Raw genomic sequence first — 23,768 nt, forward strand, 5'->3', positions numbered from 1 at the left:
GCGCGGTGCGGCATAGAGCCCCAATACTCGTTTCATCGTGATCTCCTCGGAATGTGTTGCGGGACGCGATGGAGTCACTATATGGAAGCATCAATTGAAGTAAAAGACAGTAAAAATTGCATTAACTGTCCTATTTTTGGAACAATCATGCCATCCCAACTGTGAGGAATCGATCGGGCCATGGATGACCTTAACGACCTCTACTTCTACGCTCACGTCGTCGAACACGGTGGCTTCACTGCCGCCGGCCGCGCGCTGGGATTGCCGAAATCGAAACTCAGCCGCCGTATTGCGCTGCTGGAGGAGCGCTTGGGCGTGCGCCTGATCCAACGCTCTACGCGGCAGTTCTCGATCACCGAGGTCGGCCGTACCTACTATGAGCACTGCCGCGCCATGCTGGTCGAGGCCGAAGCGGCACGGGCGGCGATCGAGATGAGCCGTGCGGAGCCTCGCGGCGTCGTCCGCTTGAGCTGCCCTATAGCAATCCTGCACACTCATGTCGGCCGCATGCTCGCGGTGTTCATGGCGGACAATCCACAGGTCACGGTTCATCTGGAGGCGACCAACCGGCCCGTATCGCCGGTCAGCGAAGGTATCGATCTCGCCATCCGTGTGCGGCCACCGCCGTTGCCCGACAGCGAGCTCGTGCTGCGCGTGCTTTCCGATCGCGGCCAGTGTCTGGTTGCCGGCCCCGGCCTGCTCGCAGCGCGCGACAGACCGGTCGGCCCCGCCGATCTGGCGGACTTCCCAAGTCTGTCCCTGGGGCCGCCGCAGGACGAGCACATCTGGACCCTCTTCGGCCCCCAAGGCGCTCGTGCGGAAATTCGTCATCAACCGCGGCTGATCACCAGCGACATGGTCGCGCTGCGCCGGGCCGCGCTGGCCGGCGTCGGCGTCGTGCAACTGCCCACGTTGATGGTTTGCGACGAGTTGGCGCACGGCACGCTCGTGCGCGTGCTGCCCGACTGGGCTCCCCGCCGGGAGATCATCCACGTAGTGTATCCGTCGCGCAGGGGATTGCTGCCCTCGGTCAGGGCGCTTATCGACCACCTCGCCGCGAGCTTCGCCGCGCTCGACGAAGACTGAAGGGAAAAGGGGATCGCTGGGCATGTTTGCAGGACATCGCCAGAGCGCAGCGCGGCCGGGCGCGCGCACCGGCTGCTGCACGGCGGATCTGCGCACGCACTTCGGCGCTCAGAAGTGCCACTCCGCGTGAAAGGTGGGAGTGCGAGTGGTGACGCTGAGCATTCTGTTAGGGCTTCTAAGAGTTGAAGAAGCCGGAAAGCTGCTTGGCGGCCTGAGCTGCCGATGGTCTCTGTCGCGGCCACGGGCAGCAACGGGTCGGTCAGCTGTCGTAGGTCCGAAAATCGGTCTCTACGTCCGCTTCGAAGTTCGCCCTACAGCCGGATCCGACCCTTATGGAAAGATTTCCATAAGGGTCGGATCCTTCACCTCGATCTACTTCATGCTCACGGCGGCCTTGTCCGGGGCGGCGATGATCGTGCTCACCACCTACATGGCCTACGGGTTTCGCCGCGCATCGATGCCCGCCACCCTGCGCGGACTGGCCGAGGGCGCCGAGCTGCCCAAGGTCTTCGCCACCCTGATCGGCATTGCCCTGCTGATGATCCTCACCCGCTTCTGGACCGGTCTGTGGAGCAACCTCGACGGCCTTGAAGGTTTCGGCGCGCTGGTACGTCAGCCGGCGTTCCTGGCCGAGGTCGCCGTCGGTCTCGTGCTCCCCTTCATCATCTTGCTCAACCCCGCCACGCAGCGCAGCATGTCCTGGCAGCTTCTGTCAGCGGTCCTGGTGCTCGCGGCGATGTTGATCAACCGCTACGAGTTCATCATCGGCGGCCAGTTGGTGCCAATGTTCAAGGGGCAATGGACTAACAGCCTGATCACGTACACGCCCTCGGCGACCGAATGGGCCATGCTGATGCTGGGCTTCGGCATCGCGCTCTCCGGTTATGCCCTCGGCGAGCGTCTGTTCCGGCTCCATGCGGTACCCGCGTCGGCGGCCCTGGAACCTCAGCTGGAGCCGCGACTGGCTGCAGAGTGAACGTCAACCGCGGCCTGGCAGATCACGCCGGACCGCAATTTTTTCGGATCTGCAATGAATGACGATGTTCGCGCGGAGCTTTGGATCACCTTGGCCCGCGCCCTCATGCTGCCCCGTGATCCGGCCCTGCTGCCGGCGCTGCGCGACGCTCTGCCGGAAAGCCTCGTCGCCTTGTTGCCGGACGCCATCGACGCCGACGTGGCGGCAGCACTCGACTTGCTGACGAAGGGCTTCGGTCGCTTCGCCGATAGCCAGGCCCTGCTCGTACACTACAGCCGGTGCTTCCTGTCGCCGCCCATCCGCGTGCCGCTGAATCTTGGCCTCTACCTGGACGGCCTGCCGGGCGGTGCCGCCTTCGAGTCCCTTCAGCACTGGATGCTGGCGTATGGTGTCGTCCGCTGCGCGGATTTTCCCGAGCAGGCGGACCATCTCGGCTGCGTGCTGGAATTGCTGGCGATCATCGAGGATGCGGGCGACGTGCCCCGTGCGGCGGACTTTGCCCATGCTTTCCTGCTACCAACCCTGCCCCGCCTGGAGGAGCGTTTCGCAGCCGACGAGGATGGCGAGATCCGTGAATCCCCCTACCGGACAGTGCTGGCGCTGCTGCAGACGGCCTTGCGCGCCACACATCCGGTCCCGGCGACGATGGCCGAACGCCGTGCGAAGTACCGCCAGAGACCGATCGGCGACGGCTGGCGGCGGTGCGGCCGCTGCGGCGCCCCGATCGCCACCGAGAAGGAGCTCGCAGTGATCGAAGCGGCCCTGCTGCGGCAGGATCTGCCCGTGGCACACCTCGACCTGTGCCCCGATTGCCGCGATGCCGCACGCGGCTGGACGAAGAGATCGGTCTGCGGCTGAACGCGTCGCCGACCATCTGTTCGCCGCACGTCGCCCAATTCGCGGCAAACCGGGCACGTCTGCGCGGGCGACTGCGAGACACAATGACGGTCGCAGCGCTGCTTCGACAGTGCAAGCAGCACCTTGGGCGGTTGCTCCGGGCGCGCGTCGAAGCTCGTGTCCGCATCGAGCACGCGTGGCTGACACACCTCGATGCGCCGCGCCGGCACGGATATGTCGATCCGCTCGGATCCGAAACGGGCCGCGAGTCGCTCGACCACGCCGCAGTCAGCGTGCGCAGCGTCACCGACGACGACGCGCGCGGCGCCTTGCGGAATCCCTGCCACGACTTGCGCACCATGCTACCGCATTGCTCATCACGGGCGAGTCCGGCGTCGGCAAGGAACACGTTGCGCAGTTGTTTCACCGTTATGCGACCGACAAGTCGGCACCGTTTGTCGCGGTCAATTGCGCCGCTATACCCGAAACCTTGTTCGAAGCCGAGCTGTTCAGCTACGAGCGCGGGGCGTTTACCGGCGCGGTGAAGGCGAAGCGCGGATATTTCGAGCAGGCCCAGGGGGCACCCTGTTGCTGGACGAGACCGGCGAGATGCCGCCGCACACGCAGGTAAAGCTGTTGCGAGTGCTGCAGGAGCGGAAATTGCGCAGACTCGGGGCCGAAGTCTCCGTCGAGGTGGATTTGCGTCTCGTGTGTGCCACGCATCAGGACCTGAAAGCGATGGTAGATGCCGGAACGTTCCGGGAAGACCTCTATTACCGCATTCACGTCATACATCTGCGCATTCCGCCCTTGCGGGAGCGCCCGGAAGACACTCTGGGAGAAGATGCGCCGACTTGGAATACAAGCGCATGACGAGCCGTAGCGTCCATGCGATCTTGGCGCATTCCGCGGCCGACTTCCTGGTCAGGCTCGATCAACCTCAAGTGATCGACATGAACATGTCCCGCACCTCGCGCCGAACATTGAGCTCGTCGGGTCTTCGAGAGGGGAGTCGAGATCCCCGCAATGCGGTTTGTTCAGGCGGTCAACGCCCGCAACCGCTCCGCCCCCTCATCCTGAAAATAGTCCAGCAGCGCCACCAGCGCGGGGGTCGGCGGGCGGCCCTCGTGCACCAGCACGTTCCACTCGCGCATCACGGGCGTTCCGATCACGTTGAGGCGCACCAGGCGTCCGGCGGCGAGTTCCATCGCGAAACATTGGTGCGACAGGAAGGCGATACCCATGCCGGCCATCGCAGCCTGCTTTAGCGTCTCGTTGCTGCCCATCTCGTCGGCACGCACGGCACGCACGCCGTGCGCGCGCAGGAAGCGTTCGAGGTTGGCGCGCGTGCCCGAGCCCTGCTCGCGCAATAGCAGGCGCTCGCCGGCAAGCGCGCTGGGCGTCACGCGTGGGCGCCCGGCGAGCGGGTGATCGGGCGCGGCGACGAAGGACAGCGGATGCGGCGCGAACGGGATGCGGCGCAGCGGCAGTCCGCTCGGTGGCTCGCCGGTGATCGCGATATCGGCGCGCTGCTCGCGTAGCATGCGATGAACCGTCTCGCGGTTTGCCACCGTGAGACGGAAGCCGACGTCAGGGAAGCGCTGCCCGAATTCGGCCAGCAGATAGGGGACGAAGTACTCCGCGGTCGTGATCGCGGCGACCTCTATGGTGCCGGCGGGCACGTCGCGCTGCGCCTTCAACTGCACTTCGGCCAGTTCCAGCGCGTCGAGCACCGCACGGGCCTGGCGTACCAGGATCTCACCGGCGGCGGTGAGGAACACCTGTCGCCGGCCATCGACGAGCACCTCGCCGATGATCTCCTCTAGTTCCTTCAACTGCATGGACACCGCGGGCTGCGTCACATGCAACAGGTGCGCAGCCGACGTGAAGCTTCCGGAGTCGGCCACCGCCACCAGCGCGCGCAGCTGGCGCAGTGTCAGTCGTTGCGCGAGCCTCATCAGCTTTCCTTATCTCAAATCGGGAGATTATTCGATTTGAGCTTATTACTGCATGGCCATATTGTCCATCTCACGACAAGGGATTTGAGCCGCGTGAGGAGACAGGACGATGGGTGCCAACGACAGCGTCGAAGTGATCGCCGACCCCAGGCAGCGTTACCGAGCCGGGGTGTTGAAGTATGCCCAGATGGGCTACTGGGATGCGGACTACGAACCGAAGGAAACGGACGTGCTCGCGGTGTTCCGGATCACGCCGCAGGACGGTGTCGATCCGATCGAGGCGGCGGCGGCCGTGGCCGGCGAATCCTCGACCGCGACCTGGACCGTGGTGTGGACCGATCGCCTCACTGCCTGCGACCGCTACCGCGCCAAGGCCTACCGCATCGACCCGGTGCCGGGGCAGCCGGGGCAGTATTTCTGCTACATCGCCTACGAACTCGACCTCTTCGAGGAAGGCTCGGTCGCCAACCTCACCGCGTCGATCATCGGCAACGTGTTCAGCTTCAAGCCGATCAAGGCCGCGCGCCTGGAAGACATGCGCCTGCCGGTGGCCTACGTGAAGACTTTCCGCGGCCCGCCGACCGGCATTGTGGTCGAACGCGAACGCCTGAACTGCTTCGGCCGGCCGCTGCTGGGCGCGACGATCAAGCCCAAACTGGGCCTCTCCGGCAAGAACTACGGCCGCGTCGTGTTCGAGGCGCTGCGAGGCGGGCTGGATTTCACCAAGGACGACGAGAACATCAACTCGCAGCCCTTCATGCACTGGCGCGACCGCTTCCTTTACTGCATGGAGGGCGTCAATCACGCGGCGGCCGACAGCGGCGAGGCCAAGGGCCATTACCTCAACGTCACCGCCGGGACGATGGAGGAGATGTACAAGCGCGCCGAATTCGCCAAGGCCCTCGGCTCGACCATCGTGATGGTCGACCTGATCATCGGCTGGACCGCGATCCAGTCGATGAGCAACTGGTGCCGCGACAACGACATGATCCTGCACATGCACCGCGCCGGCCACGGCACCTACACGCGACAGAAGAGCCACGGGGTGTCCTTCCGCGTGATCGCGAAGTGGCTGCGGTTGGCCGGGGTTGATCACCTGCACGCCGGCACCGCGGTCGGCAAGCTCGAAGGCGATCCGATGACGGTGCAGGGCTACTACAAGGTGTGCCGCGAGATGAAGAGCGACATCGACCTGCCGCGCGGGCTGTTCTTCGAGCAGGACTGGGCCAGCCTGCGCCGCGTGATGCCGGTCGCCTCGGGCGGGATCCACGCCGGCCAGATGCACCAGCTGCTCGACCTGTTCGGCGACGACGTCGTGCTGCAGTTCGGCGGCGGCACCATCGGCCACCCGATGGGCATCGCCGCCGGCGCCACCGCCAACCGCGTGGCGCTCGAATCGATGGTGCTGGCGCGCAACGAAGGCCGCGACATCGCAGTCGAGGGCCCGGACATCCTAAAGGACGCCGCGCGCAACTGCACGCCGCTGCGCGCGGCGCTCGATACCTGGGGCGAGGTCAGCTTCAACTACACCTCGACCGACACCTCGGACTTCGTGCCCACGGCGAGCAGCGTCTGAGCCCCCCATCCCCGGAGACAAGACATGAGAATCACCCAAGGCGCCTTTTCCTTCCTGCCCGACCTCAGCGACCGCCAGATCGCCGCGCAGATCGACTACTGCCTCGCCCAGGGGTGGGCGGTGAGCGTCGAATACACCGACGACCCGCACCCGCGCAACACCTACTGGGCGATGTGGGGCCACCCGATGTTCGACCTGCGCGACGCCGCGGGCGTGATGGGCGAGCTCTCCGAATGCCGCGCGGTGCACGGCGGCGAGTACATCCGCATCAACGCCTTCGACTCGACGCACGGGTGGGAGACGGTGCGCATGTCCTTCATCGTCAATCGCCCGCCCGTCGAACCCGGTTTCCGCCTCGTGCGCCAGGAAGGCGAGGGCCGCGTCGTGCGCTACACGCTCGAGAGCTACGCCGTCGCGCGCGCGCCGGAGGGCCAGCGCTACACCGCCTGAACCACGCAGGAACGCGCCGCATCGACGGCGCGCCGCGCCCCCGCCCCAGGAACCCCGAGTCCACGCGAGGAGACACGCACGATGAACGCCGTCGACCGGCAGGCCCCGGACCTACCAGAGAACATGCCGGAAACGGTGGACCTCGCCGCCGAGTACCGCGAGGCGGGCGTCGCCGAGGTGCTCGACGGCCTCGACCGCGAGCTGGTCGGGCTCGTGCCCGTGAAGCGCCGTGTGCGCGAGATCGCCGCCTTGCTGCTGGTCGACCGCGCGCGGCGCAGGATCGGCCTCGCGACCGAGCCGCCGTCGCTGCACATGAGCTTCACCGGCAACCCCGGCACCGGCAAGACCACCGTCGCACTGCGCATCGCCCAGATCCTGCAGTGCCTCGGCTATGTGCGGCGCGGCCACGTCGTCGCGGTGACGCGCGACGATCTCGTCGGCCAGTACATCGGCCACACCGCACCGAAGACGAAGGAAGTGCTCAAGCGCGCGATGGGCGGCGTGTTGTTCATCGACGAAGCCTACTACCTGTACCGGCCCGAGAACGAGAAGGACTACGGCCAGGAGGCGATCGAGATCCTGCTGCAGGTGATGGAGAACCAGCGCGACGACCTCGTGGTCGTGCTCGCCGGCTACGCGGACCGCATGGAGCGCTTCTTCGAGTCGAACCCGGGGCTGAAGTCGCGCATTGCGCACCACATCGACTTCCCCGATTACACCAACGGCGAGCTCGCGGATATCGCCGAGAAGCTGCTCGCGCAGTGGAACTACCGCTTCGACGTCGGCGCGCGACACGCCTTCGACGAATACATCGCGCGGCGTCGCGCCAAGCCGCACTTCGCCAATGCGCGCAGCGTGCGCAACGCCCTCGACCGCATGCGGCTACGCCAGGCCCTGCGCCTGTTCGAGGCCGGCGCCACGGTCGACGCGGCAGCGCTCACCACCCTCACTGAGGCCGACGTCCGTGCGAGCAGCCATTTCCACACCCCCGCACGGACCGCCAACACCCCCGACCTGGCCCCTGCCGACGAGCTCGACCCCGAGCGCGCCGCGGACCGCATCGACTACTGATCGCCACGGGAGTCCGCCATGTTCGACATCGAACGCACCACCCTCACCGAATACCTCATCGCGCAGCGCCGCCGCCATCCCGGAGCGACCGGCGAATTCAACGCGCTGATCCTGCAGCTCGCGCAGGCCTGCAAGGCCATCTCGCGCGCGGTCGCACACGGCGCGCTGGGCGGCGTGCTCGGCTCGCTCGACAGCGAGAACGTGCAGGGTGAGACGCAGAAAACGCTGGACGTGCTGGCCGACCGCATCTTCCTGCGCGCAACCCACTGGGGCGGCGAGCTCGCCGGCATGGTTTCCGAGGAGAACGACGCACCGATCGCGTTGCCCCCGGGCGGCGCGCGTGGCAAGTACCTGCTGGTGTTCGATCCGCTCGACGGCTCCTCCAACATCGACGTGAATGTCGCAGTCGGCTCGATCTTTTCGATCCTGCGCGCACCGCTGCCGGGCACCGACGCCCAACCCGAGGACTTTCTGCAGCCGGGCACCGAGCAGGTCGCGGCCGGCTACGCGATCTACGGCCCCTCGACCATGCTGGTGCTGACGGTCGGCAACGGCGTTGCGGGCTTCACCTTCGACCCGATCCTCGGCGAGTTCTTCCTGACCCATCCGGAACTGCGCATTCCGGAGCGGACGCGCGAGTTCGCGATCAATGCGTCGAACGCCCGTTTCTGGGAGCCACCGGTGCGTCGCTATGTCGACGAGTGCCTTGCCGGGCGCAGCGGGCCGCGCGATGCCGACTTCAACATGCGCTGGATCGCCTCGCTGGTGGCCGAGACGCACCGCATCCTGATGCGTGGCGGCGTGTTCCTCTACCCGCGCGACCGCAAGGATCCCGCCAAGCCCGGCCGGCTGCGCCTGCTCTACGAATGCAATCCGATCGGGATGATCGTCGAACAGGCCGGCGGGCGGGCCTCGACCGGCGAACGACCGGTGCTGGAGGTGCAGCCCGAGCGCCTGCACCAGCGCATCGGCTTCGTCTTCGGCTCGCGCGAGGAGGTCGCGCGCATCGAGCGCTACCACCGCGAGCCGGCCCCGTCCGATCCCGGCGAGCCGCCCTTGTTCCACACGCGCAGCCTGTTCCGGCAGAACTGATTTCTCATCGCCACAGGGGGACGACATGTCCGAACGCCATCCCATCGTCGCCATCACCGGTTCATCCGGGGCCGGCACCAGCACCGTGCAGCGCACCTTCGAGGAAATTTTCCGGCGCGAGGGGGTCAGCGCCGCGGTCGTCGAGGGCGACAGCTTCCATGCCTTCGACCGCGCCGAAATGCGCAAGCGCCTGGCCGAACTCGAAGGGGTTCCGAACAACCACTTCAGCCACTTCGGCGAGGAGGCCAACCTGTTCGCGGAACTCGAAGAACTCTTTCGCAGCTACGCCGAAACGGGGCGCGGGCTGCGCCGCAAGTACCTGCACAGCGCCGAGGAGGCCGAGCCCTACCGCCAGCCGCCGGGCACCTTCACGGCGTGGGAGGAGATTCCGGCCGGCAGTGACCTGCTGTTCTACGAAGGCCTGCACGGTGCGGTCGTGACCGAAGCCGTCGACGTCGCGAAGCACCCCGATCTGCTAATCGGCGTCGTGCCAGTGGTCAATCTCGAATGGATCCAGAAGCTGCACCGCGACAAGAGCACGCGCGGCTACTCGACCGAAGCCGTCACCGACACCATCCTGCGCCGCATGCACGACTACGTGCATTACATCACCCCGCAGTTCGCGCGCACCCACGTGAATTTCCAACGCGTGCCGATGGTGGACACTTCCAACCCCTTCATCGCGCGGGCCGTGCCCACCGCCGACGAGAGCATGGTCGTGATCCGCTTCGCCAACCCCAAGGGCATCGACTTCCCCTACCTGCAGAACATGATCCACGGAAGCTTCATGAGCCGCGCCAACACCATCGTCGTGCCCGGCGGAAAGATGGAACTGGCGATGCAACTGATCTTCACTCCCTTCATCTGGCGCCTCATCGAGCGCCGCAAAAAGGTGCTGTGAAGCCTGCTCCCTCCCCTTCAAGGGGAGGAGCGACGGTGCCGCCGCCAATCGCCCTGATCTGCTCAATCCGACCGACCTTATCTGGAGATCCGCCCGTGAACATGAGACTCGAATCGCCGGCCCTCGATTCGACCGCGCTCGACCGGCAATGCGCCCACGCACTGCGTTTTCTCGCGATCGACGCCGTCGAGCAGGCCAACTCCGGCCACCCCGGCATGCCCATGGGCATGGCGGAGATCGCGGTCGCGCTGTGGCGCCGCCACCTGCGGCACGACCCGGCGGCCCCGAACTGGCCCGACCGCGACCGCTTCGTGCTCTCGAACGGCCACGGCTCGATGCTGCTCTATGCGCTTCTGCATCTCACCGGCTACGACCTGCCGCTCGACGAACTCAAGCGCTTCCGCCAGCTCCACTCGAAGACCCCCGGCCACCCCGAACACGGCCTCACGCCCGGCGTCGAGACCACCACCGGCCCGCTCGGCCAGGGTTTCGCCAACGCGGTCGGCATGGCCTTCGCCGAGCGACAACTCGCGCGCGAGTTCAACCGCCCGGAGCAGGCTATCGTCGACCACCGCACCTGGGTCTTCCTCGGCGACGGATGCCTGATGGAAGGCGTGAGCCACGAGGCCGCTTCCTTCGCCGGCGGGCAACGGCTTTCCAAGCTCATCGCGTTGTGGGACGACAACCGCATCTCGATCGACGGCGACGTCACCGGCTGGTTCACCGACGACACACCGGCACGTTTCCGCGCCTACGGCTGGAACGTCATCGAGCGCATCGACGGGCACGACGTCGAGGCCGTCGAACGCGCGATCCGCGAAGCCCTCGCGAACGCCGAGAACGACATGGGCCCGACCCTGATCTGTTGCCGCACCACCATCGGCCAGGGCAGTCCCGCGCGCGCCGGCACCGCCGCCGCCCACGGCGCCCCGCTCGGCAAGGACGAGGCGGCGGCGACCCGTGCGGCGCTGGGATGGCCGCATGCGCCCTTCGACATCCCGCCCGAGCTACGGGCCGCGTTCGACGCCCGCGAGACCGGCGCCGCCGCGCACGCCGAGTGGACGCAGCGCTTCGCCGCCTACCGCGCACGCTGGCCCGAAGCGGCCGACGAGTTCCTCCGGCGCATGGCCGGCGGGCTGCCGGTCGGCTTTCCCATCCTCGCCGACGCCCTGCTGCGCGGCGTGCAGAATGCCGGCCTCGAGCTCGCCACGCGCAAGGCCAGCCAGCAGGCCATCGGACGGCTCGCCCGAGCGCTGCCCGAGCTGCTCGGCGGCTCGGCCGACCTCACCCACTCCAACCTCACCGACTGGCCGGCCTGCGGCGCCGCGCGCGCCGACACCGGGGGGCGGCACATCAACTGGGGCGTGCGCGAGTTCGGCATGGCCGCGGCACTGAACGGCATTGCCCTGCATGGTGGCCTCCTGCCCTTCGGCGCGACCTTCCTGGCGTTCTCCGACTACGCCCGCAACGCCATCCGCATGAGTGCGCTGATGAAGCTGCGGGTCGTGCACGTGATGACCCACGACTCGATCGGCCTCGGCGAGGACGGCCCCACGCACCAGCCGGTCGAGCACCTGCCCTCGCTGCGCCTGATCCCGGGCCTCGACGTGTGGCGTCCGTGCGACGCTGCGGAAACGCAGGCCGCATGGAACGCTGCGGTCATGCGCGTCGACGGGCCGAGCCTCCTCGCGCTGTCACGCCAGAACCTGCCCAACCAGCAACGCAGTGCCGAACAGCTCGCGGCGATCGCGCGTGGCGGCTACGTGCTCGCCGAGGCGGAGGACGGCAAGCCAGCGGTCGTGCTGATCGCGACCGGGTCCGAAGTCCCGCTCGCGCAGGCTGCCCGCGCGCAACTCGCCGTCGACGGCATCGGTGCCCGCGTCGTCTCGATGCCCTGCACGCAGCGCTTCGATGCGCAAGCCGCCGAGTGGCGCGACACGGTACTCCCGCCGGCCATCCCGCGTGTCGCAGTCGAAGCCGCCCACCCCGACGGCTGGTGGAAATACGTCACCGGCTGCGACTGCCTCGCGCGCGGCGACGTGGTCGGGATCGATCGCTTCGGCGAGTCGGCACCCGCCGGCGCGCTCACAGCCTTCCTCGGCCTGACGCCCGAACGGGTCGCCGACGCTGCGCGGCGCCTGATCGCCCGCTGAACCACACCCGTCGCACCGCTCCGTGCCCCGCGCGCTGCGCCGGGCACGGTCCAGCCACGCCCGTCGCATTCGCCACACCATCGAGGAGACCCCCGTGAGCATCCGCGTCGCCATCAACGGCTACGGCCGCATCGGCCGCAACATCCTGCGTGCGCATTACGAAGGCGGCTGCCGCCACCCCCTGCGCATCGTCGCCATCAATGACCTCGGAAGCCCCGACACCAATGCCCACCTGACGCGCTACGACAGCGTGCACGGCTCCTTCCCCCGCCCGGTCGAAGTCGCCGGCCCGGATCTGGTGTTCGACGGCGACCGCATCCGCGTCACCGCCGAGCGCGACCCGGCGCGGCTGCCGTGGCAGGAGCTGGGCGTCGATCTCGTGCTGGAATGCACCGGCCGCTTTACGACCAAGGCCGCGGCCCACGCGCACCTCGACGCTGGCGCCCGCAAGGTGCTGATCTCCGCCCCCGGCGGCTCCGACGTCGACGCGACCATCGTCTACGGCGTGAACCACCGCAGCCTGCGCCACGAGCACCGCGTGGTGTCGAACGCGAGCTGCACCACCAACTGCCTCGCACCGCTGGTGGCCGCGCTGCACCGGCCGCTCGGCATCGTGCGCGGGCTGATGACCACGGTGCATTCCTACACCAACGACCAGGTGCTGATCGACGTCTATCACGAGGACCTGCGCCGGGCGAGGAGCGCCACGCAATCGCTGATCCCCACCCGCACCGGCGCCGCCGCCGCGGTCGGCCTGGTGCTGCCCGAGCTCGCCGGGCGCCTCGACGGTTTCGCGATGCGCGTACCCACGCCCAATGTCTCCTTCACCGACTTCACCTTCATCGCCTCGCGCGAGACCACCCGCGACGAGGTCAACGACCTCGTCCGCGAGGCGGCGCGCGGTGCGCTGAAGGGCATCCTCGCGATCAATGAACTGCCGCTGGTCTCCTGCGACTTCAATCACAACCCGCATTCGAGCATCTGCGACCTGACGCTGACCAAGGTCGATCACGACCTCGTGAAGATCACCGCGTGGTACGACAACGAATGGGGCTTCTCCAACCGCATGCTCGACACCGCGGTCGCGATGATGGAGGCCAACTGAGATGGCACAGGAACAGCCCCCACGCTCACTCCACTCGCTGCCCCCCGAGGGGGCGGCGGTTTCCCTTGGGGCGGCCCGGCGGGAACCCGAGACTTCCCTGCTGAGACTCGACGACGTGCCGCTCACGCCCGACGGGCGTGTCGCCGACGATACGCGCATCCGCGCGACGCTACCCGGCATCCGCCGCTGCCTCGACGCCGGCGCCGCCGTGATGGTGACTTCCCACCTCGGGCGACCGCAGGAAGGCGCGCTCACGCCCGCCGACAGCCTTGCCTCCATCGCACGCTGTCTCGCAGGCCTCCTCGGCCGGCCGGTGCCGCTCATTTCCGACTGGGTCGATGGCCGCTTTGCGCTCGCCCCCGGCGAATTCGTGCTGCTCGAAAACTGCCGCGGCAACCCCGGCGAGAAGGCCGACGACCCCGCGCTCGCCGCCCGCATCGCGCGCTGGATCGACGTCTACGTGAATGAAGCCTTCGGCGCCGCGCATCGCAAGGAGTGCACCTTGCACGCACTGGCGCTCGCCGCGCCGGTCGCCTGCGCGGGGCCGCTCCTCGCCGCGGAACTCGACGCCCTCGGCCGTGCGCTGGCGGCGCCCCGCCGCCCGCTGGTGGCGATCGTCGGCGGCGCCAAGGTGTCGACCAAGCTCACGATCCTGGAGCACCTCGCCGAGCAGGTCGACGCCCTGGTGGTCGGCGGCGGCATCGCCAACACCTTCCTCGCCGCCGAGGGACTCCCGGTCGGCGCGTCGCTCCACGAACCGGACCTGCTCGACGCCGCCCACGTCGTGACGCGCAAACTCGCCGCCCGCGGGGCACGCCTGTGGCTGCCCGAGGATGTAGTGACCGCAAGCCGCTTCGCCCCCGACGAACCCGGCGTCGTGCGCGACGCCGGTGACGTACGCCCTGGCGAGATGATCCTGGACATCGGCCCGCGCGCACAGCGCAGCCTGGCGGCCGAACTCGCCCATGCCGGCACCGTGGTGTGGAACGGCCCGCTCGGCGTGTTCGAATTCGCCGCATTCGCCGCCGGCACCCGGGAGCTGGCCGAGGCCATCGCCGCAAGCCCCGCGTTCACGCTTGCCGGCGGCGGCGACACGCTGGCGGCGATCGCAGCCTTCGGCGTCACGCAACGCATCGACTACATCTCCACCGGCGGCGGCGCCTTCCTCGAGTTCCTCGAGGGTGGCGAACTGCCCGCGGTGACCGCGCTGCACGCACGCGCCCGGCTTGCAAGCCGCCGCATCGCGCCGGCTGCAGTGCCGAAACCCGAACCCGAATTCGTCAAATAAGGAGGGCCCGCGATGGCAATGATTGCACTCAGGCAGTTGCTGGACCACGCCGCCGAGCACGACTACGGCGTACCCGCCTTCAACATCAACAACATGGAGCAGATCCAGGCCATCATGACGGCCGCCGAGCGCACCGACAGCCCGGTGATCCTGCAGGCCTCGGCCGGCGCTCGCAGTTACGCCGGCGAGACCTTCCTGCGCAAGATGGTCGAGGCCGCCGCCGAGCAGTGGCCGGACATCCCGATCTGCCTGCACCAAGACCACGGCGCGAGTCCGGCCGTCTGTCAGCAGTCGATCCGTTCCGGCTTCACCAGCGTAATGATGGACGGCTCCCTGCGCGCGGACATGAAGACGCCCGCGAGCTACGACTACAACGTTGATGTCACCCGCCGCGTCGTGGAGATGGCGCACGCGGTGGGCGTGTCGGTCGAAGGCGAACTGGGCTGTCTCGGCTCGCTCGAAACGGGGCAGGCCGGCGAGGAGGACGGCGTCGGCGCCGCCGGGATCCTCGATCATGCGCACCTCCTCACCGACCCGACCGAAGCCGCCGACTTCGTCGCCGCGACCGGCGTCGATGCGCTGGCGGTCGCGATCGGCACCAGCCACGGCGCCTACAAGTTCACCCGCCCGCCCACCGGCGACATCCTCGCCATCGAGCGCATCGCCGCGATCCACCGCCGCATCCCCGACACGCATCTGGTGATGCACGGCTCGTCGAGCGTGCCCCAGGAGTGGCTGGCGATCTTCCGGGAGTATGGCGGCGAGATCGGCGAGACCTACGGCGTACCCGTCGAGGCGATCGTCGAAGGCATCCGCAACGGCGTGCGCAAGGTCAACATCGACACCGATCTGCGCCTCGCCATGAGCGGTGCAATCCGGCGCCTGGGCGTCACCGCGCCCGGCGAATTCGACCCGCGCAAATTCTTCAAGGTCGCACGCGACGCTGCCGCCGGGATCTGCGAGGCGCGCTTCCAGGCCTTCGGCACCGCCGGGCAGGCGAGCCGCATCAAGCCGCTTCCGCTCGACCGGCTGGCCCGCCGCTACGCCACGGGCTGAACCCGCAGGCGTTCAGCCCGTACCCCCCGCCTCGCGTTCGGCTTCCATCAGCAGGCTCGCGAGCGAAGTGAGCCCCTCCTGATGCGCGGCCTCGGAGATCTCCTCCAAGCGTGCGCCTCGGTCGATGGCCCGTGCAGTGGCGCTGCCGGCCGGAAGCTGCTGGCGGAATTCACGCAGCCGCTCGGCAAGCGTGTCGAGCACCGAACCCTGCGAGGGCGCCTCGGCCGCGGTGTCGAGATGCTCCTCGCAAGCCTCGAACAGTGCGCCGGCCAGCGCATGCAAGCCCTCCTCGGTCGCGCAGGCGGAGACTTCCTCCGGTCCCGCGCCGCGGTCGATCGCCGCGGCGGTCCGGCTGTCGTCCGGCAGGGTGCTCCTGAAGCTCGTCAGAATCTGTCTGATCGCATCCATGTCAGTCTCCCTGTGACACTTTCCCTCTCAATCTAGATGACGCTCGGCTCAGGTGAAAGGAATACGCCCCACATCTTGTCTCGCCCGCGGTCCCGCACGCCCGGAGCCATGAAGATGACGTGAGGCACGAGGCAATGTGGAAGCTGCACGATACCCGTCAAATGAGGCGCCACTGATGCCGAAGCGATATCGCGGTGCTGCTGTTCATCGCGGTGTCCGGCGCCTTCAAGGGGGCGGTGATCGGCCAGATCACCGATTCGATGATCGGACACGTGCAGGTGCACCGCCGGGGCTACGTCGCCTCGATCGACAACCTGCCGCTCAACCTCAACCTGAAACCCGCGCAGGTGGCGAAGATCGAGAAGGCGCTGGAAGGCATGGAGGACGTCGTCGCCTGGTCGCCGCGGGTCAAGTTCGGTGCCATGTTCAGCAACTTCACCGAGACGACCAGTATCCGCCTGAACGGCGTGCTGCCGCAGCGTGAGGCGGTGGCCATGCCGAAGCTCGCTGGGCGCCTGATCGATGGCTCCATGGCCAACGAGCTGGTGGATCCGGGCAAGCTCCTCATCCCCGAGCTGCTGGCCAGGGGCATGAAGGTCAAGGTCGGCGACACGGTCGTGCTCGTCGCCACCAACATCGACGGCTCGGTGAACGGCAAGACCTTCGAGGTGCAGGGTGTGCTCGCCTCGGCGACCGGGCCCGGCGGGCGCGACGGCTACCTGCACATGGACGACGCACGCGAGCTCCTGCGCATGGCCGAGCCCGAGGTGGGCGAGATCACCGTGCGCCTGGCCGGCCTGGCGCACGTGGCGCGGGTGCAGGCGCGGCTCGAGCAGGCGTTCGCGGAGCTACGCAATCTGCAGGGCCAGCCGGCCCTCGAGGTGCACAGCTGGGAGGCGCTGTCGCCCTTCTCCAACATCGCGCGCATGATCGACCTGCTTGACCTCTTCATCCGCGTCATGCTGGTCGGCATTGTGCTGATCTCGGTGATGAACGTGATGATGATGGCGGTGGACGAACGCATCCGCGAGATCGGCACCATCGCAGCCATCGGCACGCCGCCCGGGCGCATCCTCGCGCTGTTCGTTTCCGACGGTGCGCTGCTCGGGCTCGTCGGCACCTTGGTCGGGGCCGCGCTCAGCCTGGCGCTGATCCTCGCCCTCAACCTGCTGTGGCCGGTGACGGTCGCCTTCGGCCGCGAGCAGTTCGTCCTGGCTCCTGCCATCGCCGCCGGCGACGTGCTCTTGATCGGGGGCATCGTGCTTGTCGTGGCGGTTGTCGCCAGCCTGCAGCCGGCATGGAAGGCCGCACGCATGGATCCCATCACGGCCTTGCGCCATGTCTGACTGCGCGCTGCTGTCCGTTGAATCTTCTCGGGAGGCGCGCATCATGAAGCATCGACTCGCAAAATGGCTGAGTATTGCGGCGGCGGCGTGGGCCGTGGCGGGCAGCGCCCACGCGCTCGACGGCGCCGAGTTGCTGCGCCAGGTGGATCGCAATCTCAACCCCCAGTCCTACGAGATGTACCGCAAGCTGATCAACATCGAGCCCGACGGGAAGAAGAAGGAATACGTCCTGTTCACCGCCAAGAAGGGCCTGGACAAGATGATCGCGCTCTTTCTCGATCCCCCGAGCGAAAAGGGGCGAGCGACGCTGCGGCTCGGCGACAACATGTGGCTCTACATCCCCGGCGTGGGCAAACCGATCCGCATCACCAGCCTGCAGTCGGTGGTGGGCGGCGTGTTCAACAACGCCGACATCATGAACCTCGACTACAGCGCGGAGTACCGGGTCGAGCAGCTCGCCGAGGAGCCCGACGCCTATGTGCCCGAACTCAAGGCGCGCACCGCGGCGGTTGCCTACGACCGCCTCCGGATGCGGGTCGATCGCGAGACCCGGATCCCCACCCGGATCGAGGCGTTTGCGGCGAGCGGGCTGCTCATCAAGACGCTCCACTTCAAGGACGTGAAGGACTTTGGCAACGGCGTGCGCCGCCCCGCGGTAATGGAGATCGACAGCCCGCTCTACAAGGGCTACAAGTCCGTGATGATCTACGGCAGCATCAAGGCACGGGCGTTCCCCGATGAAGTTTTCACCCTCGACTACCTGCCGCGCGCGATGGAGCTTCGTTAGGATGCCACGCCTGCACGCGGGAGGGCTCGCTTGCTGGGCGGCCACACTCCTCGCCGCACCCGCGGTGGCCGATGAAATCTACCGTTTCGACGTCGAGCAGTTCGAGAAGAAGGCCTTCGAGCTCAATGGTATGCCGAGCTGCGCCCCGAGCGCGCCTGGGTCGACCGCGATGCCGCGCTCTACCGGCTCAACTTCTTCGATCGGCAACAGCGTTCCCCCCTCGACCGGGCGACCGGCGCACTGGAGCTTTCCGGCATCTGGCGCGATGGCATCGCGACCTTCCAGGGCACGATATACGGCGAAGCGGTTCGCGGCGATCTGGGCTCCACCGACGAGGCGACCTTGTACGAGGGCTATGCAACGCTCGAAGCCACAAGCGGCGTGCGCCTGGAGGCGGGCAAGCGTGCCGTGCGCTGGGGCAAGGGCTATGCGTTCAACCCGGTCGGCTCCGCCATGGCGAGTGGGCGCGCATCACCGACGCTGCCAGGCTCGTTCTGCACGCGAACGGCACCCAGACGGTACAGACGGGCGACGTCACGAGTTACCTCCTCGGCCTACGCTACCTCAGCGCGCAGGACACGACCTGGATCGCCGAGTACTAACACAACGGCGCGGACTACACGAAGCGCGAGATGCGCGACTACTTCACCTTCGCCCACACCGCGCACAAACACTTCCTGGCGCCCGGCGACACCGCGCCGATCGAGCGTGCCCGCGCCGTCGGGACGTCCTACACGCGCGCCAACGCCATGCGGAACTACCTCTACCTGCGGGTCAGCCAGAAGGAACCCTTCGACATCCTGTACTTCACGCCCTCGATCACGCTCATCCACAATTTCGACGACGGCAGCCGCTCGCTGTCACCCGAGCTGTCGTATTCGGGAATCACCAACCTGGAGCTGCGCCTGCGCGCGTTCTTTCTTTCCGGCGGCCGCCTCAGCGACTTCGGCGAAAAACAAAACGACCGCCGCCTCGAGCTGCGCGCCCGTTATTACTTCTGACGGGAGTGAGGAGTACCGCCGTATCCCCGCGCACGCCGTCAACACGGCCCCTTCGCACTTGACGCACGCGCGACGCGCCCGCCGACCCGCACGAACCGGCGCGCTTCCGGGTATGATCGCCGCTGACGGCATCCCGCCGCAGCCCCGGTCCCCCTACGCCGATGCCCTTCGATTGCGTACTCGCTGCCTGGCAGGCGCACGAGCGTAAATTGCGCGGCTTCCTCCTGCGTCGCCTCGCGGACCCCCATCTCGCCGACGACCTCTTGCAGGAGCTCTTCCTCAAGTCCCTGAGGCAGGGGGCGAACTTCTGCACCATCGAGAACCCCCGCGCCTGGCTGTTCCAGGTCGCCCGCAACGCCCTCGTGGATCACGCGCGACTCACGCACCCGCAGGTCGAGCTCTCCGAGCAGATCGCCGCTCAGGAGGACCTGCGCGCCCCGGTTGATGAACTCGACGCCTGCCTGCTGCGCAACCTGGCCGAGCTCGCGGCGGACGACCGCGAGATCATCGAGCAGTGCGATCTGCAGGGCGTCAAGCAGCAGGTCTTCGCGCACAAGGCTGGCCTGAGCCTGCCCGCCGCCAAGGCCCGCCTGCTGCGTGCGCGCAAACGCCTGCGTGAAGCCCTCACGCGTAACTGCCAGGTGCGCTTCGACGACACCGGCCGGGTGTGCTGCCACGTCCCGCGCGACCCTGCCGGAACCGGCGCCTGAGCCTTCTTCCGGCTCCGGCATCGCGCACATCCGCCGCATCCTTTTCGCGCTTCGTTCGTCTTCTGGTTGAAGGAGACCGCAGGGCTGCCCCGCCCGCGGTCCCGCACGCATGGAGCAACGAAGATGACGCAACTGGTTTCAAGCTGGCCGCACCGTAGTCCGCGGTTTTTCCTCGTAATGGCGACCTTGCTGTGGTTTGCGCTCTATCGGGCGCTGATCCCTGCGTCCGAGGCGTTGGTCGCCGCGTTGCCGGTCGACCGCGCCAGTCACCTCGGCGGCGCGCTGCAGTTCTTCTTCTACGACACGCCCAAGGTGTTGCTGCTGCTCGTCGGCATCGTGTTCGTCATGGGGATGGTCAATTCCTACTTCACGCCCGAGCGCACCCGCGCCCTGCTGGCGGGGCGCACCGAGGGGGCCGCCAACGTCATGGCCGCCTCGCTCGGCGTCGTCACGCCGTTCTGCTCCTGCTCCGCGGTCCCGCTCTTCATCGGCTTCGTGCAGGCGGGCGTGCCGCTGGGGGTCACCTTTTCGTTCCTGATCGCCGCGCCGATGGTGAACGAGGTCGCGCTCACCCTGCTCTTCGGTCTCTTCGGCTGGAAGATCGCGCTCCTTTATCTGGGCCTCGGCCTCACCGTCGCCATCTTCGCCGGTTGGATCATCGGACGCCTGAGGATGGACGCCCATCTTGAGGATTGGGTACGCGCCATGCCCCACGTGCAGGCGCGGCTCGCGGACCAGCGCATGCCGCTCGCCGAGCGCATTGCGGCCGGAGCGGCGAGCGTGCGCGAGATTGTCGGGCGGGTGTGGCCCTATATCCTCGCCGGCATCGCGATCGGCGCCGGCATCCACGCCTATGTGCCGCAGGAATTCATGGCCGGGTTCATGGGCAAGGAAGCCTGGTGGTCGGTGCCGCTCGCGGTACTGATCGGCGTCCCGATGTACACCAATGCCGCCGGCGTGATCCCGATTGTGCAGGCGCTGCTCGCCAAGGGTGCCGCGCTGGGCACAGTGCTGGCCTTCATGATGAGCGTGATCGCGCTCTCGCTGCCCGAGATGGTGATCCTGCGCAAGGTGCTGAAACTGCGCCTGATCGCGACCTTCGTCGGCGTCGTCGCGAGCGGCATCCTGCTAGTCGGCTTCGTCTTCAACCTGATTCTTTAACGTGCTTCTTTAACGTGCCTTTTCAACCCGCATCGAGGAGCGCCACCATGATAGACGTCAAGGTTCTCGGAACCGGCTGTGCCAACTGCCGCGCCACCATCGCCCTGATCGAACAGGTCGCACACGCCAGGGGTGTTGCCATCCGCGTCGAGAAGGTCGAGGAATTGCGTGACATCATGGGCTACGGCGTGATGTCGACGCCGGGCGTTGTAGTCGACGGCAAGGTGGTTCATGCCGGAGGCGTCCCCGGACGCGACAAGATCGAACAGTGGCTCGGCGCCTGAGGCGGCTGTCCGGCGTTGTGCAGCGCGGCGCCCACGCTGTGCCTTCGTGAAGGATCGAACGATGCGCCACCACCACGCACTTGGGGAGTTGCCGGCGCAGTTCGGCCGGGCATTTTCCATCGGCATCGCGCTCAACGTCGGTTTCGTGTTGGTCGAGGCCTTCTACGGCTGGCGTACGGGCTCGCTGGCGCTGCTCGCCGATGCCGCGCACAACCTGAGCGACGTCGGCGGATTGGCCTTGGCGTGGTTAGCGCTTGCCGCCGGACGCCGCGACCGGACGCACGCCACACCTACGGCTGGCGGCGCGCTTCCATCATGGCGAGCTTTGCCAACGCGATCGTCCTGCTGGTGACCATGGGTTCCCTGGCATGGGAAGCCTTGGGACGGATCGAGGCGCCGGCACCTGTGAGCGGCACCACGGTGATGCTGGTCGCGGCAATCGGCATGGTCATCAACGCGGTCACGGCGGCGCTGTTCCTCAAGGGCAGCAAGACCGACCTCAACATCCGTGGCGCCTTCCTGCACATGGCGGCCGACGCGCTGGTGTCGGTCGGCGTGGTCGCCGCCGGCGCCCTGTACTGGTGGCGCGGCTGGTACTGGATCGACCCGGTGGTGAGCCTCGTGATCGCCACGGTCGTCATCCTCGGCACCTGGTCGCTGTTCCGCCAGTCACTACACCTGCTCTTCGACGGCGTGCCCGAGCACCTCAATCTCGACGAGGTGCGTCGATCCCTGATGGCCCTGCCGGACGTCATGAGCGTCCATGACCTGCATGTCTGGGCAATGGCCGCCTCGGAGAATGCCCTGACTGCCCACCTCGTGGTCGACGACCGCGCGCGCCCCGCCGACCAACTCCTGCACGCCGCGTCCGAGATGCTGTTCGGCAAGTTCGGGATTCGCCATGCCACCCTGCAACTCGAATCGACACACTACGCCCGTGGCTGCGAGTCGGCCGGCTGCGCCTGAGAGCATGGCCGCTGTATCGCGCCACCACTTATTCCAAATACGGGCCCATGCAATTCCGCCCTTCTCACGGGGCGCCATCAGGAGACAGGCGCACACATCCATGCCACAAAAAAACGTGGGCTTCAAACCTGAAAGAGGTGTGCGGCCGTCGCGAGCAAGACTACGAAGGCTGCAGCGGGAATCGAAATATCCTAGTACGCGATATTTCTTTGCACTGGCGTAAAAGCCTTGACATTCGGATGACGGCAAGTGCGAGAGGCTAACCGGATCGCGCTCCGCCTGCGCCCTTAGCGACTCGGTGGTCTTTCCCGGCCACAGCAGGATTGTCTTGATGCCGGTAGCGCTCTTCTGGAACCCCAATGCCGGTTGGTCATAGACGGGAAGACAAAAAGCAGGTTCATGACCGTCAAGAGGATGCGAACATCGCGGTCGTGCGAGTTTTCGAACGGCTCTTTCGTGTTGCCCATCCGCGCCGTCATGCCCATCACGTTCGCTGAGGAAGATCAGACGCGTTTTGTTGCGCTGACGCAGGCCGGGTTCAGGACCATTCACCCCGGCAACGCGATCCGCTTCGGGTTGAGGCCGCTGGAGTTTTCGGCGTGCTTAGGGAGGGAGGCTGGACGTGCTTGAGCGGGTAACGAGCCAAGGGCAGGCAATGCGGTCGATCTGCTGTCGCTCCTCGCCCCTTGACCGTCGGCAAAGATAGTCGTCCTCGCGCTGGTGTCGAATAGCCAGCACGAGCACTGCGTCATGCTGCTCATCATAGCTATAGAGCGCCAGATGACCTGTTCGGCCGCGCGAGATTACAAGTTCGCACAATCCATGGGTCATCGGCCGGCCGATATTCGGATGACGAGACAGAGTATCCAAGGCATCGAGGATCAGGTCCACGGTGTCGGCAGCCAGATCCGGCGCGGAATCATGAAGAAAATCCGCCAGTCGCTCAAGATCTTCCGCGGCCTCTGGCGCCAACCACCAGCGCGTCATGCGTCTGGTTCCTTGGATTCCGGCTTTCCAATGTCTTGCGGGGTAGGCCGTTGCGCAGACGCCCCTCGCACTCGAGCCCGCAGGTAGGCGCCAAAAGCGGGACCGTCAATGGCCATCCCGCTCGCTTCGACCCGCTGACGAGCTTGCAGGGCACGCCTGACAAAGGCGCCTTCCGCCTCGGCCCGATCGAGTTCACGCCCGATCGCGCGCAGCATCAGGGCGTGCGGGGTCACCCCCTCTTGCATCGCGATGTCGTGCAGTCGTTGGCGCATGGCCTCGTCGAGTTTGACTGACAGGTTGGGCATCCTGAACTCCCGTGTCGCAGTTAGCGGTGTTGATATTTCACTACCCGAACAATGAACAGACCACTCTGCCCCTGATTGGCAGAGACCAGGTTAAATTGCGTCAGCCGCTTTTGAACCATCCAGATCCCGCTCCACGAGTCCCCTTCTCGGCTCGTCACTGACGATCGACGCAGTTCCTCCTGTACGGCAGGTTCTTGCGAGAAGCGCACCTGTTTTTCTCGCCGGCCTACTCCGCCCGGGCCAACGCCGACCTTGGACCTCTGG

22 protein-coding genes and 2 pseudogenes are annotated in these 23,768 nt (G+C 67.0%); 20 read left to right on the top strand and 4 right to left on the bottom strand.

What is annotated here, in order from left to right; translation table 11 throughout:
- Window positions 1–180 precede the first annotated feature (180 nt).
- From ToN1_RS01315 to ToN1_RS24650, 4 genes and pseudogenes are all read left to right on the top strand, one after another.
- On the top strand, window positions 181–1,086 hold the full coding sequence (locus tag ToN1_RS01315) for a LysR family transcriptional regulator (RefSeq protein WP_169207264.1): 906 nt from the start codon (window positions 181–183) through the stop codon (window positions 1,084–1,086).
- A gap of 379 nt (window positions 1,087–1,465) precedes the next feature.
- Window positions 1,466–2,062, top strand: a complete 597-nt coding sequence (locus ToN1_RS01320; protein ID WP_169207263.1) for an NrfD/PsrC family molybdoenzyme membrane anchor subunit — start codon at window positions 1,466–1,468, stop codon at window positions 2,060–2,062.
- Between the two features lie 54 nt (window positions 2,063–2,116).
- Entirely contained in the window at window positions 2,117–2,920 is an 804-nt protein-coding gene (locus ToN1_RS01325; protein WP_169207262.1) for a molecular chaperone TorD family protein, read from the top strand.
- Window positions 2,880–3,772: pseudogene (locus ToN1_RS24650) on the top strand (sigma 54-interacting transcriptional regulator). The gene ToN1_RS01325 and the pseudogene ToN1_RS24650 overlap by 41 nt, the downstream one beginning before the upstream one ends.
- A gap of 164 nt (window positions 3,773–3,936) precedes the next feature.
- On the opposite strand, the gene ToN1_RS01335 reads toward ToN1_RS24650, so the two are convergent.
- Window positions 3,937–4,857, bottom strand: coding sequence for a LysR family transcriptional regulator (locus ToN1_RS01335; RefSeq protein WP_169207261.1), 921 nt, complete (start codon window positions 4,855–4,857; stop codon window positions 3,937–3,939).
- A gap of 109 nt (window positions 4,858–4,966) precedes the next feature.
- Here ToN1_RS01335 and ToN1_RS01340 point away from each other — a divergent pair, with 109 nt between their 5' ends.
- The 9 genes from ToN1_RS01340 (at window position 4,967) to fba (ending at window position 15,549) form a co-directional block, all read left to right on the top strand.
- Complete coding sequence (locus ToN1_RS01340) at window positions 4,967–6,433, top strand: form I ribulose bisphosphate carboxylase large subunit (RefSeq protein ID WP_169207260.1); 1,467 nt, start codon at window positions 4,967–4,969, stop codon at window positions 6,431–6,433.
- Between the two features lie 24 nt (window positions 6,434–6,457).
- Window positions 6,458–6,883 carry a ribulose bisphosphate carboxylase small subunit gene (locus tag ToN1_RS01345; protein WP_169207259.1) on the top strand — a complete coding sequence of 142 codons (426 nt, stop codon included), beginning with the start codon at window positions 6,458–6,460 and terminating at the stop codon, window positions 6,881–6,883.
- 81 nt (window positions 6,884–6,964) lie between these two features.
- Window positions 6,965–7,954: a CbbX protein gene (gene cbbX / locus ToN1_RS01350; RefSeq protein WP_244860933.1), complete on the top strand. Its 990-nt coding sequence runs from the start codon at window positions 6,965–6,967 to the stop codon at window positions 7,952–7,954.
- Window positions 7,955–7,972: 18 nt separating this feature from the next.
- A complete protein-coding gene (locus ToN1_RS01355; RefSeq protein ID WP_169207258.1) occupies window positions 7,973–9,046 on the top strand; it encodes a class 1 fructose-bisphosphatase in 1,074 nt (357 codons plus the stop codon).
- A gap of 25 nt (window positions 9,047–9,071) precedes the next feature.
- A complete protein-coding gene (locus ToN1_RS01360; protein ID WP_169207257.1) occupies window positions 9,072–9,947 on the top strand; it encodes a phosphoribulokinase in 876 nt (291 codons plus the stop codon).
- A 101-nt stretch (window positions 9,948–10,048) separates the two neighbouring features.
- Window positions 10,049–12,100, top strand: a complete 2,052-nt coding sequence (tkt, locus tag ToN1_RS01365) for a transketolase (protein ID WP_169207285.1) — start codon at window positions 10,049–10,051, stop codon at window positions 12,098–12,100.
- Between the two features lie 94 nt (window positions 12,101–12,194).
- Window positions 12,195–13,205, top strand: coding sequence for a type I glyceraldehyde-3-phosphate dehydrogenase (gene gap / locus ToN1_RS01370; RefSeq protein WP_169207256.1), 1,011 nt, complete (start codon window positions 12,195–12,197; stop codon window positions 13,203–13,205).
- Window position 13,206: 1 nt separating this feature from the next.
- Window positions 13,207–14,493 (top strand): phosphoglycerate kinase, encoded by a 1,287-nt coding sequence (locus ToN1_RS01375; protein WP_169207255.1) that lies wholly within the window; start codon window positions 13,207–13,209, stop codon window positions 14,491–14,493.
- A 12-nt stretch (window positions 14,494–14,505) separates the two neighbouring features.
- Window positions 14,506–15,549, top strand: coding sequence for a class II fructose-bisphosphate aldolase (gene fba / locus ToN1_RS01380; protein ID WP_169207254.1), 1,044 nt, complete (start codon window positions 14,506–14,508; stop codon window positions 15,547–15,549).
- Between the two features lie 12 nt (window positions 15,550–15,561).
- Here the strand turns inward: fba and ToN1_RS01385 are convergent, their stop codons facing one another.
- On the bottom strand, window positions 15,562–15,957 hold the full coding sequence (locus ToN1_RS01385; RefSeq protein WP_169207253.1) for a hypothetical protein: 396 nt from the start codon (window positions 15,955–15,957) through the stop codon (window positions 15,562–15,564).
- A gap of 194 nt (window positions 15,958–16,151) precedes the next feature.
- On the opposite strand from ToN1_RS01385, the gene ToN1_RS01390 reads away from it, so the two are divergent.
- The 7 genes and pseudogenes from ToN1_RS01390 (at window position 16,152) to ToN1_RS01425 (ending at window position 22,212) form a co-directional block, all read left to right on the top strand.
- Window positions 16,152–17,303, top strand: a complete 1,152-nt coding sequence (locus ToN1_RS01390) for an ABC transporter permease (RefSeq protein WP_210147962.1) — start codon at window positions 16,152–16,154, stop codon at window positions 17,301–17,303.
- A 43-nt stretch (window positions 17,304–17,346) separates the two neighbouring features.
- Window positions 17,347–18,090: an outer membrane lipoprotein-sorting protein gene (locus ToN1_RS01395; RefSeq protein WP_169207252.1), complete on the top strand. Its 744-nt coding sequence runs from the start codon at window positions 17,347–17,349 to the stop codon at window positions 18,088–18,090.
- Between the two features lie 632 nt (window positions 18,091–18,722).
- Window positions 18,723–19,091 (top strand): hypothetical protein, encoded by a 369-nt coding sequence (locus tag ToN1_RS01400; protein WP_169207251.1) that lies wholly within the window; start codon window positions 18,723–18,725, stop codon window positions 19,089–19,091.
- A gap of 209 nt (window positions 19,092–19,300) precedes the next feature.
- Window positions 19,301–19,801 carry a sigma-70 family RNA polymerase sigma factor gene (locus tag ToN1_RS01405; RefSeq protein ID WP_244860934.1) on the top strand — a complete coding sequence of 167 codons (501 nt, stop codon included), beginning with the start codon at window positions 19,301–19,303 and terminating at the stop codon, window positions 19,799–19,801.
- Between the two features lie 123 nt (window positions 19,802–19,924).
- Window positions 19,925–20,962, top strand: coding sequence for a permease (locus ToN1_RS01410; RefSeq protein ID WP_169207249.1), 1,038 nt, complete (start codon window positions 19,925–19,927; stop codon window positions 20,960–20,962).
- A gap of 47 nt (window positions 20,963–21,009) precedes the next feature.
- Entirely contained in the window at window positions 21,010–21,246 is a 237-nt protein-coding gene (locus ToN1_RS01415; protein WP_169207248.1) for a thioredoxin family protein, read from the top strand.
- Window positions 21,247–21,307: 61 nt separating this feature from the next.
- Window positions 21,308–22,212, top strand: a pseudogene (locus ToN1_RS01425) (cation diffusion facilitator family transporter).
- Window positions 22,213–22,815: 603 nt separating this feature from the next.
- Here ToN1_RS01425 and ToN1_RS01430 read toward each other — a convergent pair.
- A complete protein-coding gene (locus ToN1_RS01430; protein WP_169207247.1) occupies window positions 22,816–23,199 on the bottom strand; it encodes a type II toxin-antitoxin system RelE/ParE family toxin in 384 nt (127 codons plus the stop codon).
- A complete protein-coding gene (locus tag ToN1_RS01435) occupies window positions 23,196–23,504 on the bottom strand; it encodes a CopG family ribbon-helix-helix protein (RefSeq protein ID WP_169207246.1) in 309 nt (102 codons plus the stop codon). Before ToN1_RS01435 ends, ToN1_RS01430 begins: the two co-directional genes overlap by 4 nt.
- Between the last annotated feature and the right edge of the window lie 264 nt (window positions 23,505–23,768).

Source organism: Aromatoleum petrolei (assembly GCF_017894385.1).
GTDB classification, from domain to species: Bacteria; Pseudomonadota; Gammaproteobacteria; order Burkholderiales; family Rhodocyclaceae; genus Aromatoleum; species Aromatoleum petrolei.